This is a genomic window from Staphylococcus pseudoxylosus (assembly GCF_003697915.1).
Classification (GTDB): Bacteria; Bacillota; Bacilli; order Staphylococcales; family Staphylococcaceae; genus Staphylococcus; species Staphylococcus pseudoxylosus.
Window position 1 is genome coordinate 118,831 of record NZ_RCVN01000003.1, and the last position, 13,937, is coordinate 132,767.

Annotated in this window: 11 protein-coding genes and 1 pseudogene; 2 read left to right on the forward strand and 10 right to left on the reverse strand. The window is 32.7% G+C overall.

Features of this window, described 5'->3' with window-relative positions; translation table 11 throughout:
• Positions 1-34 precede the first annotated feature (34 nt).
• From D9V42_RS03650 to D9V42_RS03695, 10 genes and pseudogenes are all read right to left on the reverse strand, one after another.
• The gene (locus tag D9V42_RS03650) at positions 35-1,438 is read right to left on the reverse strand and encodes an MFS transporter (RefSeq protein ID WP_122063162.1); all 1,404 of its coding nucleotides are present in this window, start codon (positions 1,436-1,438) and stop codon (positions 35-37) included.
• A 530-nt stretch (positions 1,439-1,968) separates the two neighbouring features.
• Positions 1,969-3,183, reverse strand: a complete 1,215-nt coding sequence (locus D9V42_RS03655) for a helix-turn-helix domain-containing protein (RefSeq protein ID WP_122063164.1) — start codon at positions 3,181-3,183, stop codon at positions 1,969-1,971.
• Between the two features lie 123 nt (positions 3,184-3,306).
• Complete coding sequence (locus D9V42_RS03660) at positions 3,307-4,380, reverse strand: YkvI family membrane protein (protein ID WP_107554316.1); 1,074 nt, start codon at positions 4,378-4,380, stop codon at positions 3,307-3,309.
• A 300-nt stretch (positions 4,381-4,680) separates the two neighbouring features.
• Positions 4,681-5,454, reverse strand: a complete 774-nt coding sequence (locus D9V42_RS03665) for an SDR family oxidoreductase (RefSeq protein WP_107554315.1) — start codon at positions 5,452-5,454, stop codon at positions 4,681-4,683.
• 241 nt (positions 5,455-5,695) lie between these two features.
• Positions 5,696-7,054 (reverse strand): gluconate:H+ symporter, encoded by a 1,359-nt coding sequence (locus D9V42_RS03670; RefSeq protein ID WP_107554314.1) that lies wholly within the window; start codon positions 7,052-7,054, stop codon positions 5,696-5,698.
• A gap of 208 nt (positions 7,055-7,262) precedes the next feature.
• Positions 7,263-8,801: a gluconokinase gene (gene gntK, locus D9V42_RS03675; protein WP_122063166.1), complete on the reverse strand. Its 1,539-nt coding sequence runs from the start codon at positions 8,799-8,801 to the stop codon at positions 7,263-7,265.
• Between the two features lie 35 nt (positions 8,802-8,836).
• Positions 8,837-9,517, reverse strand: a complete 681-nt coding sequence (locus D9V42_RS03680; protein ID WP_107554312.1) for a GntR family transcriptional regulator — start codon at positions 9,515-9,517, stop codon at positions 8,837-8,839.
• A gap of 264 nt (positions 9,518-9,781) precedes the next feature.
• Positions 9,782-9,868: pseudogene (locus D9V42_RS03685) on the reverse strand (MerR family DNA-binding transcriptional regulator); the annotation flags it as partial.
• Positions 9,869-9,929: 61 nt separating this feature from the next.
• A complete protein-coding gene (locus D9V42_RS03690) occupies positions 9,930-10,625 on the reverse strand; it encodes a GTP pyrophosphokinase (RefSeq protein ID WP_107530190.1) in 696 nt (231 codons plus the stop codon).
• Positions 10,626-10,952: 327 nt separating this feature from the next.
• Positions 10,953-11,366, reverse strand: coding sequence for a DUF2188 domain-containing protein (locus D9V42_RS03695; protein WP_122063168.1), 414 nt, complete (start codon positions 11,364-11,366; stop codon positions 10,953-10,955).
• Positions 11,367-11,549: 183 nt separating this feature from the next.
• Here D9V42_RS03695 and D9V42_RS03700 point away from each other — a divergent pair, with 183 nt between their 5' ends.
• Together D9V42_RS03700 and D9V42_RS03705 are read left to right on the forward strand one after the other, a co-directional pair.
• The gene (locus tag D9V42_RS03700; RefSeq protein WP_122063170.1) at positions 11,550-12,710 is read left to right on the forward strand and encodes a hypothetical protein; all 1,161 of its coding nucleotides are present in this window, start codon (positions 11,550-11,552) and stop codon (positions 12,708-12,710) included.
• Complete coding sequence (locus D9V42_RS03705; protein WP_122063172.1) at positions 12,710-13,927, forward strand: cell envelope integrity TolA family protein; 1,218 nt, start codon at positions 12,710-12,712, stop codon at positions 13,925-13,927. The genes D9V42_RS03700 and D9V42_RS03705 overlap by 1 nt, the downstream gene beginning before the upstream one ends.
• Positions 13,928-13,937 lie beyond the last annotated feature (10 nt).

The window sequence follows — 13,937 nt, forward strand, 5'->3', positions numbered from 1 at the left end:
ACTCACTTACTCCTTTCATTTTCATTAAATCTATCTACAATTCTTCTCTCAATGCTAACTCTTTAACAATTTGTTTATGTTTACGGTCAGTTAATGGATATGCAAAGAAGAATAGTATGACTGCAATTAAACAAGCTGTCGCAGGAACGATAAAGAATAATACTTTCAATCCATGTAATGTATCTGCTGATTGAGTGGCATTAGGAACAAATCCAATAAGTGTTAAAGATGCACCTGGTATAAAGCCTGCTAAACCTTGTGATATTTTTCTTGTAAAACTATAACTTGCATATATAATTCCCTCAGATCTAAGACCCGATTGCCATTGTCCGTATTCCACAACATCAGCAATAAATGCCCAAGTTACAGTATTAGGAATAACTAAGAATAATTGTGCAACGGTATTAATAACTAAGAACATCACGATATGATCTGAGAAAAAAGTGAAATTGATGAATTGGAATAGAATAAATCCTCCTACACCTATAATCGCAGTCATTTTCTTACCAACCAATCTACTTAAAAACGTTGTTAATATTAACGCTGGAATTAGCACAAGGAAGTTGAGTGTACTAACTATCCCTACTAAATTTTGTTCTCCTAAAACATATTTAAAATAATATAATTGAGAAGCTTGCTGTAAAAATAGTGCACTAATTGTTAAAAGTGTATAAATTGCTAATATGATGAATGGTCTATTTTTCAATAAATTTAAAAACGCCTTACGACCAATTCCTTTTTCTTTCGGTCTTTCAATCGTATGTCTTTCAGTTACACCTTTATAACAAATCATATGGAATATTACCCCAGCAATAGCAAGCATCCCAACTGCTATTGGATAACCTATTTGATGATTTGGAAATAAACTAACAACAGGTATAACGACAATACCAGATATAAACATTGCGCCTTGAGATCCCATGTTACGGAATACCGATAATTGCGTACGATCATCCGCATTAATAGTCATAGAAGCAGACAGTGAGCCATATGGAATATTTACAAATGAATAAGCTGCATTAAATAACAAATACGAACCAAAAGCCCATATAATTTTGCCTGTTTGTCCTATCTCTGGTGATAAAAATGTTATGACTGTAAGTATTGCTAACGGAATACTGCCATATAAAATAAACGGTTTAAATTTACCACGTTTAGCAAAATTAGTTTGGTTATCTACGATTGTACCTACAGCTGTGTCAACAAAGGCATCGAAGAATTTCGAAACTAAAAATACTAAACCTCCTACCCACGAAGGTATTCCTAATATATCAGTATAAAATAAAAGTAAGTAAATCTGCCCCATATCGAACATCATGCCGTTACCTAGGTCACCAAATCCATAAGATAACTTTTCCTTAAATTTCAACCTAGGCTCCTGAATCTCTTTAAAATGCTTTAGTTTACTGTTTGCTGGCTTTAATTTTGCTGTAACCATATCGATTACCTCTTTCCACTATTGAAGATATTGGATAATTAATTGTTCCAATAACTTCTTAGTATGTATTCGTAACTGTATTCATAATTAACACTCAATAAGCAAACACATTAAATTGTAAGCGTTTTCTTATCTGTGTAAAAAAAGTAACTCTACAAATTCCTTCATCATTTCGTAATGATTGAATACATCCCCTGTAAGTAATTTATAGAGATCTTTCTTTTATTATATTTTTTAAAATTAAACAGTCAATACAAAAATAACAACGTTGTTATAAATGTATAATGTATATCCTTATGATTTGAACTGAGATAACACGAATAAAAGCTATAACTAAAGTGTATTGTAAAAATTACATAGAGCGAAATGATTTATTAGAAAATACACTACTTAAATTGTTTTAATATATTCTAAAATTGCATTTTCCATACTGTTTTGTCAATTTTTTAAGACTTTTTTTACATTTTTTATAATTTTTTTACCAAAACAGCAACTTTCTTTATAAAATTTAATTTTTTGAAGTTAATTTCTTAGTAAAATTCTTTATGCTCTGTTCTATATTTTAATGGAGGCACGCCATATTGCTTTTTAAAGCATTGTGTGAAGTAACTTTGTTCTTTAAACCCTACATATGAAGCAACTTCTGAAACTGTCATCTTAGTTCTAGCAATCAAATCACGTGCTTTTTTAATTCTTAGTTCAATGATATATTGTGAAATTGATTTGTGAATTTCTTGATTAAATATCCTAGATAAATAACTAGGAGCTAAATCAACATGACTCGCTAATTCTTTTAAGGTCAGCGTATTGTCCAAATTTCTTTCTATATATTGTATTACTTTACTTACTTTTGGACTATATGCATTGGCTTTTGTCTTCATAGCTCTTTCCGCGTACTCTTTAACAATTTCATGAATAATTTCATCAAGCATCTCACTGTCCATAGTTTGATCAATAATAGCAGCATATCTCTCAGATATTTCATCAATGTGAATTAAGCTAATACCTGCCTTTTCCCCTGCCTTTCGACATAACGTATTGATAAGAAATGCTTTATATTGTTCATTAGAAACATCATCTTTAACTCTACGTAAACCAGCCACAGATACATTCATTTCATTTAAAATTGATAACGCTTCTGTCACATTCCCATTTTCAACTGCCGTAAGTAATTGATTCTCTAAATTATAGCGTTGTTCTATTTCTTGTAGTGTATAATCCATTTGAGCTCTTGATTCAGCCAACACTTCTATTGTTGAATGAAACTTGAAATCAATCTTCACTGTTTCATAAACAACGTTTCTCTTTTTTAAAAAGCGAATTGCTAACCGACACATCTTTTGAGCTTTAACATGATGACACAAAGGTATACTAAGTAAATACTGTTTTAAGATGGACAACTTTGATATTTTAATATCTGCTCTTTGCAGTAACTCATTACAACGTCGTTCATTCGGTCTTTGCTCCATATAAGGTCCAATGATATAAATCTGCTTATTTTTCTTAAATTTAAAAATCAAAAAATTAACATCAAAACTGTTTGAATAATGATAAATTTTATTACTATTCATATGAACAATAAAGTGCTTAAGCTCAGTTTTAAACTGTTTTCTTGCAGTATTTGTAAATGGTGTTTTAATATGTGTGCTAATCCCCTTTATATCACTCATATCATAACCTTCCAATTGGATACCCAATAGTTGAAGTGCATTCATTTGTAAAATCTCTAACGTGTTCTCATTCATAAAAAAATCACCCCATTCCTTTATTATATTATAACTAAAAATAAAGGAATGGGGTTATAAATTTAATTTCATTTTATTAAGCCTTAGGTTTCATTTTATTTTAATAGCATTTTTTTAAATCATTTATGCATTTTTATTATGAAACTTAAGTTTAAATGGTGCATAGCACAATACCAAAATAAGTACGAGCCCTAAATAACCAATTAATGGATAGAATATAGCTACTAAATCTGTAAATCCGACAAAACTTAAACACAATCCCACAATTACTGCTATCGTATAGAATATTTTAAATCTCATCGTATCTACTACCGTAAAGCGTGACGCAAAAGCATAAAACATTCCTAATCCAGTATTAAATATCATACCGAATATAACGATTGCCATGATAATACCTAGCACAGGCGAAATATTATTTACAATACCTAACATTGGCATATCCATATTTCCAACAACATCAATTTGCGTGAAAATAGCCAAGTGGCTCAATACAATCATAATACCTAAAGCAAGACCACCAATTAATCCACCAGTTGCAGCAACCTTCGTATGCTTCTCTGAACCTCCCATGACTATAGCCATTGAAGCACCAACAGCAGTATTAAAGGAAGCGTAGTTCACTCCAGCAACAAACCAGTTTGGTAATGTTGAAGGTTTAGCATCTGATAATGTATCAAGCTGTGAAAATGGTGTGTTTGTAGTAATAAAACTATAAACTGAAATTAGGATAATAAATATAATTAAAAATGGCGTTATATTACCAATAACTTTTACAACACCTTCAACCTTTAACATACCTGCTAATAAGATTAATGCAGTCATTAATAACGTACCCACAATAGAAGGTAAACCAAATTGTTGATTAAGGTTTGAACCCGCTCCTGCAATCATTACTACACCTACACCAAATAATGTAAAGATAATAACTAAGTCAATAATCCAACCAAGTACTTTTCCTACCAATGATTTTCCCGTTATATGATGTATCACTTCTTTATGAGAATCTGTCTTAAATTTACTTCCCAGCCATACAAGCATCATACCAACATAAGTAAATAGTGCCGTTGTAATAATTGCACCAAACGTGCCCATAATACCAAAACTTGTAAAATATTGAAGTACTTCTTGGCCAGAAGCAAAACCAGCGCCTACAATGACACCAATAAATGCACTTGCAATTAATAAGATCCTTTTCATAATGTAATCCCCCTAAATTAAAAAGACAAAATAACTTACCCCTTAAATCATCATAAAATGATTATATTTATATAGCTTAACTTTCTGACTCATTTATAAATCGATATCCCATTTATCATATATATAATGAGCAATCGCTTCTACATTTTATCATTTAAAGCGTAGTTTATGTTGTATTTTCAATAGTATATCTTTGAGCTGATCACTTAGTATATTGCTATTCTTCAATATTCCATAAAAAAGAGGCAAGTACAAACACGTTATACTCGCCTCCTATAGCTAATTGTTATGAATAACTTGTTATCTTAATAAATAACCACCATCCACAGGTAATGTTGTCCCTGTCACATAGTCAGATGCACTACTTGCTAAAAATATTAAAGGTCCCATTAAATCTTCGGGCACTCCCCACTCACCAGATGGTATATGCCCTTTAATTTCTGGCCCTCTTATTGGATCTTCTTCTAATACTTTAGTCATATCAGTACGAATGTAACCAGGAGAAAGTGCATTCACTTGAATGTTATAAGGTGCTAATGCATCAGCATACGCACGTGTAATACCTACGACGCCATGTTTACTAGCTGCATATGGAAAGATATTTTTACCTGCACGATATGACTGCATAGAACCTATATTAATCATTTTACCAGTTTGCTGTTCTGTCATAACTTTAGCCGCTTCATGTGCCATATAATACGTTGCATTCAAATTGATATCTATAACATTTTGCCAATCTTCATCTTTATAATCTAAGACATTATTTCGAATTTGAACGCCAGCATTATTTACTAAAATATCTAAACTTCCCCATGTTTCCACTGCTTGCGCAACAACTTTTTCGGCTGCACCTTGTTCTTTTAGATCTTGTTGTATAAAAGACACTTCACCTTCATTCTGTTCCACACTTTCTTTTAAAGCTTCCCACGCTTGATTTGAAGAACTTACAACTGTGACATTAGCGCCATACATCGTTAATGCGATAGTGTAATATTTACCTAAACCTCTAGCGCCACCTGTCACAATTGCATTTTTTCCTTTTACAGAAAAACTATCCGTGTTAAATTTTGTCATTTACAGTTCCTCCTTGTTAGTCATAATATTCTTTACTTATATTATATAATTTTAAATTGTCATTGTGTTGATAAAAATAAAGGAGTCAGGTAGAAACCAAAGTTTGATTTCGCACACCTGTCTCCTCAAGTTTTTTCATTGTCATTACTTTATTAGTTCAATGAACGCTTATTATTAGATTTTTTATCCTAATCTTCTGCTGTAATATATTCAACTAATTTATAGTTAATCTTTAAATCGTTTATACAAAAATGCTTAATATTAATATAAAAACGAGTCCTGAAACTGAAATTACTGTTTCCAGTAGTGACCAAGTTAAAAATGTTTCCTTGACTGTTAAGCCAAAATATTCCTTAAACATCCAGAACCCTGCATCATTAACATGGGATAATATAACACTACCTGCACCTATCGCAAGCACTACTAAAGCCACGTTAACATCTGACGCTTGTAATAACGGTAATACGATTCCCGTTGAAGAAATCGCCGCTACTGTTGAAGACCCTAGTGCAATACGTAGTACTGCAGCCACAATCCACGCTAATAGTATAGGAGACATTTCTGTACCTTCGAACAATTTAGCAATGGTATCTCCAACACCGCCATCAATTAGAACTTGTTTGAAGGTACCACCACCTCCAATAATTAAAATCATCATACCAATTGGATAAATTGCATTAGATACTGAATCCATAATTTCTGAATTGTTACGCCCTTGCTTAATTCCCATTGTAAATATGGCAAATAATACTGCAATAAGCATCGCCGTTCCCGCTGTACCTACAAAGTAAACTACAGATTCAAAACCGTTCGTCGCTGTTTCATTACCTGTAATTAACTGTACAATTGTAGAAAACAACATTAGGATAACTGGTGAAACAGCTGTTAGTAAACTAATACCAAATCCTGGCATCTCAGCTTCACTAAATTCTCTTTGTGCACCTAATGCTGATATGTCACCTTCACGAGTATAAGCAGTTGGTGCGATTTTTTGTGCAATTTTATTAAATAATGGTCCCGCTATCAATGTAACAGGAATAGCAATAATAATACCGTACATTAACACATGGCCCAGGTTAGCTTCCAATTCTTTTGCAATAACTACTGGTCCTGGATGTGGTGGCAAGAAGCCATGTGTTACAGATAAAGCTACTACCATTGGTAAACCTAGTTTCAACTGTGATACATTTGCACGCTTAGCTATAGTAAACACTAATGGTATTAACAATACTAATCCCACTTCAAAGAATAGTGCGATACCTACAATAAATGCTGCAACAAGCATTGCCCATTGAACATGTTTATAGCCAAACTTTTTAATCAACGTGTCAGCTATACGCGTCGCGCCGCCACCATCAGCAAGTAATTTACCTAAAATGGCGCCAAGCCCAAAAATCAAAGCAATATGGCCAAGTGTGCTGCCCATACCATTTTCAACAGTTTCAATTATTTTATCTAAAGGCATTCCCAGTAATATTGCAGTTACAATAGATGTAATGATTAATGAAATAAATGTATTTAATTTCAAGAAAATTATTAATGATAGTAATACGATAATACCTATTACCACCGTAGCCAATGGCCAAATTGTTTCAAACATCATCGTTCTCCCCTTCCATAGTAAAGAATGAATGTAGCTAACAGACATAGCTACCCCACTCTTGGTAACGCTTTCTTTTTGTTCTAAAAAAACTTTTCTCACTGTGTTATTTATAGGTATGTAGGAAAGGTAATTAAATAAATGGTCACCCAATGACAATTACTAATTACAGCTTTCCTTCTCCTCCAACCTACTTACTTAATTATCATTAATCCATATGTTCACGTTGGAACGCTGAAATTTCTGTATAACGATCCTCTAATGAACGGCTTAAATTTATAAATATTGAAATTAATTGTTGGTATATTTTCACATTGTCCTCATTTGGTTTATGTTCATTTGTAGTACCAACCATTTCCTCAATAATTGAGAAATCCTCAATTTCTCCTAACGCTTTCATTCCTAATACACAAGCACCTAAGCATGAGCTTTCATAACTTTCTGGGACACTTAAATTAGTATCGAAAATATCTGCCATCATTTGACGCCAAACTTCACTTTTAGCGAAACCACCTGTAGCTTTAATAGTTGATGGTGTCTCATCCATAACCTCAATCAAGGCTAAATAAACTGTATATAGATTATAAAGCACACCTTCTAAAGCAGCTCTAATCATATGTTCCTTTTTATGAGATAACGTCAATCCAAAGAAAGAACCTCTTGCATCTGCGTTCCATAATGGCGCTCGTTCACCTGCTAAATACGGGTGGAATATGAGACCTTCCGCACCAGGCTTAACTCGATTAGCAATTTTAGTTAGTACATCATATGGATCTACTCCTAAACGTTTTGCTGTTTCAACTTCACTTGCTAATAACTCATCACGTAACCATCGTAGTACTACGCCACCATTATTAACGGGGCCACCGATAACATAATGATCATCTGTTAATACATAGCAAAAGATTCTTCCTTTATCATCAGTACGTGGTTTATCTATAACTGTTCTTATAGCACCTGAAGTACCTATAGTTACAGCAACTTCACCCTTTTTAAAAGCGTTCACGCCTAAATTAGATAATACACCGTCACTTGCGCCAACAACGATTGGTGTATGCTCATCAATGCCCATCAATGTTGCGTAACGACGTTTCATACCTTTTAATATATGTGTCGTTGGTACAAGTTCAGGCAATTGTGATTCGTTAATACCTAATAGTTCGAGCGCTTCTTTATCCCAAGATAATGTTTCCAAATTCAACATACCTGTTGATGATGCCATAGAATGATCTATTACAAATTGCTCGAATAATTGATAGAAAATATACGTTTTGATATCAGCAAAAATAGCTGTTTGATTATATATTTCTTGTTGTTCATGCTTCATCCAAAATATTTTAGATAATGGAGACATAGGATGTATTGGCGTTCCAGTTCTTTGATAAATCGCATCACCATTATGGTTATTTTTAATTTCTTCTGCGTATTTGCTTGCTCTATTATCAGCCCAAGTTAAATTTTCAGTCAAACGTTGATTGCTAGCGTCCATTGCTATAAGACTATGCATTTGAGCGCTAAATGAAACTAATTTCAAGTCCTTTTTATCAATATCAGCTTCTCTCATGACATATTTGATTGTCATTAATACCGCATCAAATAACTCATCTGGATTTTCTTCTGATATTTCGACATTCGGTGTATGCAAAGGATAACCGATATTATGTTTCATTATAAATTGACCTTTTTCGTCATAAAGCACTGATTTCGTACTTGTTGTGCCTATATCGACACCTATCATGTATTTCATGCTTTTGCCTCCCGATTCTTTACTACGTTAAAATGCTAAGTTAACCAAAAGCTTTCGATATCATCACCTACGTCATCAAAGTTCAAATGAAATGCTTCTTTCAATTTATACGCATCTTTATTTGCAATTGCTTCAATAAATACTTCGTGGTTTTGGTGAATTCTTTCAAAGTCTTCAGGGTTTTCATTCATTCGTTTACGCATAGATAGCAAAATAAGTGCTTCCATTACTGGGCGTAAATTATTCCAACATGTTTTTAAGTATTGATGTTTAGACGCCATAATTGTTACTTCATGAAATTTCATATCATGTTCAGTAAACGCTTCTGCGTCTTCAAATTTAACCGCTACCTTCATCATTTCCAATTGTTTGCTTAATTCTTTTACAATTTGATTATGCATTTTGGGCTTAATCCTACTGAACGCAAATGACTCAAGCATAATTCTTAAATCATAAAGTTCTTCTTTCTCATTATCATCAAATGGTAAAACTTCTGCACCCATTCTTTCTAGATGAATTAATTGATCTTGTTTTAACAATTTAAAAGCGTCTCTAACTGGTGACCTACTGACGTTAAATTCTTTGGCAATTTGATTTTCCGTCAATAAAGTGTCAGGTGTTATCGTACCATCAACAATTCTCAAACGAATTTCAGCTGCAATCATTTCGCCTTTTGACACACCGTCTAACCATTGTTCAGGATATGAATAATCCACTAAAACACCACCTCTTTATCAATACGATATACTTGTATACAAGTATGATAATACACAACCGCCAATATTGCAAGCGCTTGCAATTGCTGATCAATATGGTAAATGGCATAAAAAACCGACACATCAGGTTTTTTAGACCAAACGTGTCGGCAAAAATTTTATTTAGTGACGCAAATGTAAATGTGTAAACATTTTATTTCTTATCTTAATTACGCTTTTCTTAGTAGTTTGGAAGCTTCCATTATCTTCATCCTTAGTTGAAGTTAACAGACCCTTTCTATCATAATATTGAATTGTTCTTATTGAGACATTACACCGCTTTGCTAATTCACCTGTTTGATATTGAGTCATTTTTTATACCTCCTCAATAAAAATATACATGATGACGTTACGTAATCAGCAAATTATTTAATTAATTTTTAAATACTTCTGAGTATATATCTTGTAGTTTGCTTTCTACAGAAGTAATATCTGTGGCACACTGTTTCAATACAGATCTATATTTTTCTGTGTTTTCACTATTTTTATAACGAATTTTATGTTCTAGACTAGCCCACATATCCATCCCTATTGTTCTTATTTGTATTTCTACGGGTACAAGCTCCATAGAATGTGCTAAGTAAACTGGTATAGTCACTACAATATGCAGACTACGATATCCATTTTCTTTTGGATGTTCGATATAATCTTTACGCTTTATCAAAGTAACATCTGCCTGTTTAAGCAATAAATCTTCAATCACATAAATATCATCCAAATAATTACAAACCACACGGATTCCAGCTACATCTAATATATTCTCTTTTGCGGATTCTGTACTTATATCACAGCCCTTACGTGCTAATTTGTTTATCAAACTTCTCATCTCTTTAACACGACGTTCCATATGATGTATTGGATTATGTTTGTACATCTGTTGAAATTGATCGTCTAATATATCTAGTTTTGTACTTACTTCTTTTAATGCTGAAGAATATAGTTGTTCCAAGGCAACAAAACCAACAACCATTTCTAGAGCCTCTTCCGACTCATTGATATGGTCGATACTTTCTTTAAATTCTTCCTTCAAATCGTCTACATTTAACGAAGGTTTACGTTCTATGTACATATTTCGTACCTCCAATTAATCACTTCTTATAGAGCATTATAGCTAATTCTAATTTACAATTTAAATATAAAGCTATACTTTTCTATAATTTCTACCATATAAAACGCGTGATGATTTCAAAAATTTATTTATTTTAGTCAATTAATATTCATAAAATTACAAATAAAAAGAGCAAGACAGAAATCAATTTTTGCTGAAATGATTTCATTGTCTCGCCCCGACATGTATGGCTAAGAATTACAGACTAAATTGTCCTTAACATCTACTTATGCCAAAAACTGTTTTACTATTTCAACAATTATATAATCTTATGACTAGTCCATGTAGTTATTCGTTCTTTTTATGCTCTATAATTTCTGTTTCACGGTTATCTGTAATATTACGTGCTCGTTTCATCGCATCTTCTTTTTTAGGAAAAGTATCTGATGCTTGTTTTGCACCATCTGATTTAACTTTCCATTCGTTATCTTCATAATACACATGAACGTCTTTTTGGTTTAATTTCGGATTAGCTGAATCATCTTGTTTATGCTGTGTAATTTTTTTATTTTTTAGTTCCTTTAATTCGCTGTCTGAAGCATCTCTATACCAAGATTCGGCTTGTTTAGTTGCGATGGGAATTACACTTTCTTCCTTATAACCATCTTTTAACATGGCATTGCCTATATCAATTGCTTTTTTGCGTTCTAACTCATCAAAATTTTTCCAACTTTGCGGATAATCTTCCATTGTCCAAGGCATGACTACCACTTCCAATCTATTTATTCTTGCTTACTGTTTACCACTAATAAATTAGTATAAACCGTTCATTGCACTCAACTCATTTTATAGAACGTAAAGCTAATCATGATTACGCGTTGTCATAAAGGGAATTGTAGTACATATATTAAGTTAATAAATTCTATACAGATTGGAGGGGCTTATATGGCGAATATCACAGTAGGTTTAATCCCTTCACCTGATATGCCACATAAAATGGTAAATAAAATATACGATGAGTTACCTAGAGCAATTCAGGAACAGACAAATGATGAAGGTTGGCGCTTTGATAAGCATGTTGCTTCTATAGTTGGTACTGCTGAACATATGGACAAAGCAATGGATATAGCAACAAACATGAAAAAGCAAAAAGAATGGGATTATGCCATTTGTATTACTGATTTACCAAATTTTTCTAACCGAAAAACAGTTATCTGTGATATCAATTACGATAATAATATTGCACTCATTTCACTGCCCGTCTTAGGAGCAATAACACTTAAAAAGAAATTGAAACATTTCATCACTTATGTCATTCAATTATTACAAAATAGTGGTTCTGACAAGCAACTTCTTAATAAACAACATTTTAAATTAACTCAATTCAACACTGTAATTCCAAATGAAGAAGCACAAGATCAAAATCATCAACGTATTATCGTAAAGTCCACAACTATAGGATGGCTTCATTTAATAGCAGGAATGACCTATGCCAATGAACCGTGGTCCGCAATCTTTGACTTTAAAAAAATAATTTCAGTTTCATTTGCTACTGGAACATATATATCGATTTTCTCTACCCCTTGGGATTTGAGTTTAGAATATGATTATTGGCGGTTTATATTACTTATGTTGTTATCTATATTCGGGATGGTTGGCTGGCTCATATATTCTTATAATTTATGGGAACGACAAAGCCCTAAAACTCAAAAACTATATAGATATATCTATAATTTCACTACAGTGACCACTTTAACTACCATCACACTCTTTAACTTTTTAAGTTTATTTCTATTACTAACAGTTAGTACTTTACTCTTTGTCCCACCAGAATTATTTTCAAATTGGACAACACTTAACAGTAAAGCACCTACTTTAATTAACTATATTAATTTAATTTGGTTTATAACTTCTCTAGGTATCTTGGCAGGAGCAATGGGTTCAACAGTAGAGAATGCAGAGAAAATCAAACGTGTAACTTATTCATTTAGACAATATTATAGAAATAAACAGTTAGAACAAGAAGATGAAGATACTTATGATAAACACGAAGAACATCACTCTTACGTAGGGCAGAAACAAACACATAGAGAGGAGCGTAATTAATGTGTCGTAATATTGTGAAAATAGGCTTAGTTGCAGCTCCTGGCGTAACTGAAAAAATTGCTTGCCATCTAAAAACAGAGCTACCAGAATTGCTTACCTCACATTTTTCTGAAAACCATGAATGGCAAATCGAGACAATCATTGACCCTCTTACTGGTTCTGCTGAAACCGTTCAAAAAATATTTCGTAAAATTTCTGATTATCAAAATAACAACGAATGGCAATATACAATTGGTCTAACCGATTTACCAATCATTAAAAAGGGAAATGCTGTCGCATTTGATATCAATAGTAGTAATGGCGCAAGTTTAATCTCTATACCATCTTATGGTTGGCGTCCTATAAAAAAACGGCTCCAACGCTCTATATTAGGTATTATTGATGCCATTGATGAATATAATGAATCAAATATGAAACAAGCGGAAGGTGAAGATGAAAGTGAACAGCAATTGAATGCTCAATTTCCCTTTTCAAACTTAGTCACAAAAACTGAATACTTTGAAGATACCGATTCAAAACACACGTTATATTATGTTTCTTCAAATACAAAAGGATCATTTCGTTTAATTAGTGGTATGACATTTGCGAATAATCCGTTTAATATGTTAAAAAGTCTTAGTAATGTAGTTGCGATCGCATTCACCACTGGTGCTTTTGGTATCGTTTTTACTACGATGTGGAATTTAAGTTTTGTCTACTCTGCATGGCGCATGCTATTCATTATGTTGGTTGCCATTTTAGGTATGATGGTATGGATTATTGTTGCACATAACTTATGGGAATCATCAAAAGAAAGCAACAATAAACAAATAACAATGTTATATAATTTAACAACTACTTTAACATTAACTGTATCTATTGTTTTTTATTACTTAATTTTATTTTGTCTTTTTTTACTGGCTTCACTCGTAGTTTTACCGCCAGGCTATTTAGGACAAACGCTACAGTTAAATGGACCTGCTAGCTTCATTACTTATATTAATCTCGCATGGTTTGCAACTTCTATTTCCACCGTTGCTGGAGCAATTGGTGCTGGTTTAAATAATGAATCACAGATATTAGAAAGTACATATGGTTATCGGCAAAAACAACGCTACCAAAAAATGGACGAAGATGAAAAAGCACGTGCTGAGAGAGAAGAAGATGCTCAAGATGCTATTAAAGCGAAAAAGCAAGAAAGCGAAGCAAAGGCTAAGCAATATAAAGATAGTGATTAGGTTCCTGCAC

Coding starts and splice junctions, on each gene's coding strand:
- D9V42_RS03650 (WP_122063162.1), bottom strand. CDS start 1,438: ATGGTTACAGCAAAATTAAAGCCAGCAAACAGTAAACTAAAGCATTTT.
- D9V42_RS03655 (WP_122063164.1), bottom strand. CDS start 3,183: ATGAATGAGAACACGTTAGAGATTTTACAAATGAATGCACTTCAACTA.
- D9V42_RS03660 (WP_107554316.1), bottom strand. CDS start 4,380: ATGAAAAGGATCTTATTAATTGCAAGTGCATTTATTGGTGTCATTGTA.
- D9V42_RS03665 (WP_107554315.1), bottom strand. CDS start 5,454: ATGACAAAATTTAACACGGATAGTTTTTCTGTAAAAGGAAAAAATGCA.
- D9V42_RS03670 (WP_107554314.1), bottom strand. CDS start 7,054: ATGTTTGAAACAATTTGGCCATTGGCTACGGTGGTAATAGGTATTATC.
- gntK (WP_122063166.1), bottom strand. CDS start 8,801: ATGAAATACATGATAGGTGTCGATATAGGCACAACAAGTACGAAATCA.
- D9V42_RS03690 (WP_107530190.1), bottom strand. CDS start 10,625: ATGTACATAGAACGTAAACCTTCGTTAAATGTAGACGATTTGAAGGAA.
- D9V42_RS03695 (WP_122063168.1), bottom strand. CDS start 11,366: ATGCCTTGGACAATGGAAGATTATCCGCAAAGTTGGAAAAATTTTGAT.
- D9V42_RS03700 (WP_122063170.1), top strand. CDS start 11,550: ATGGCGAATATCACAGTAGGTTTAATCCCTTCACCTGATATGCCACAT.
- D9V42_RS03705 (WP_122063172.1), top strand. CDS start 12,710: ATGTGTCGTAATATTGTGAAAATAGGCTTAGTTGCAGCTCCTGGCGTA.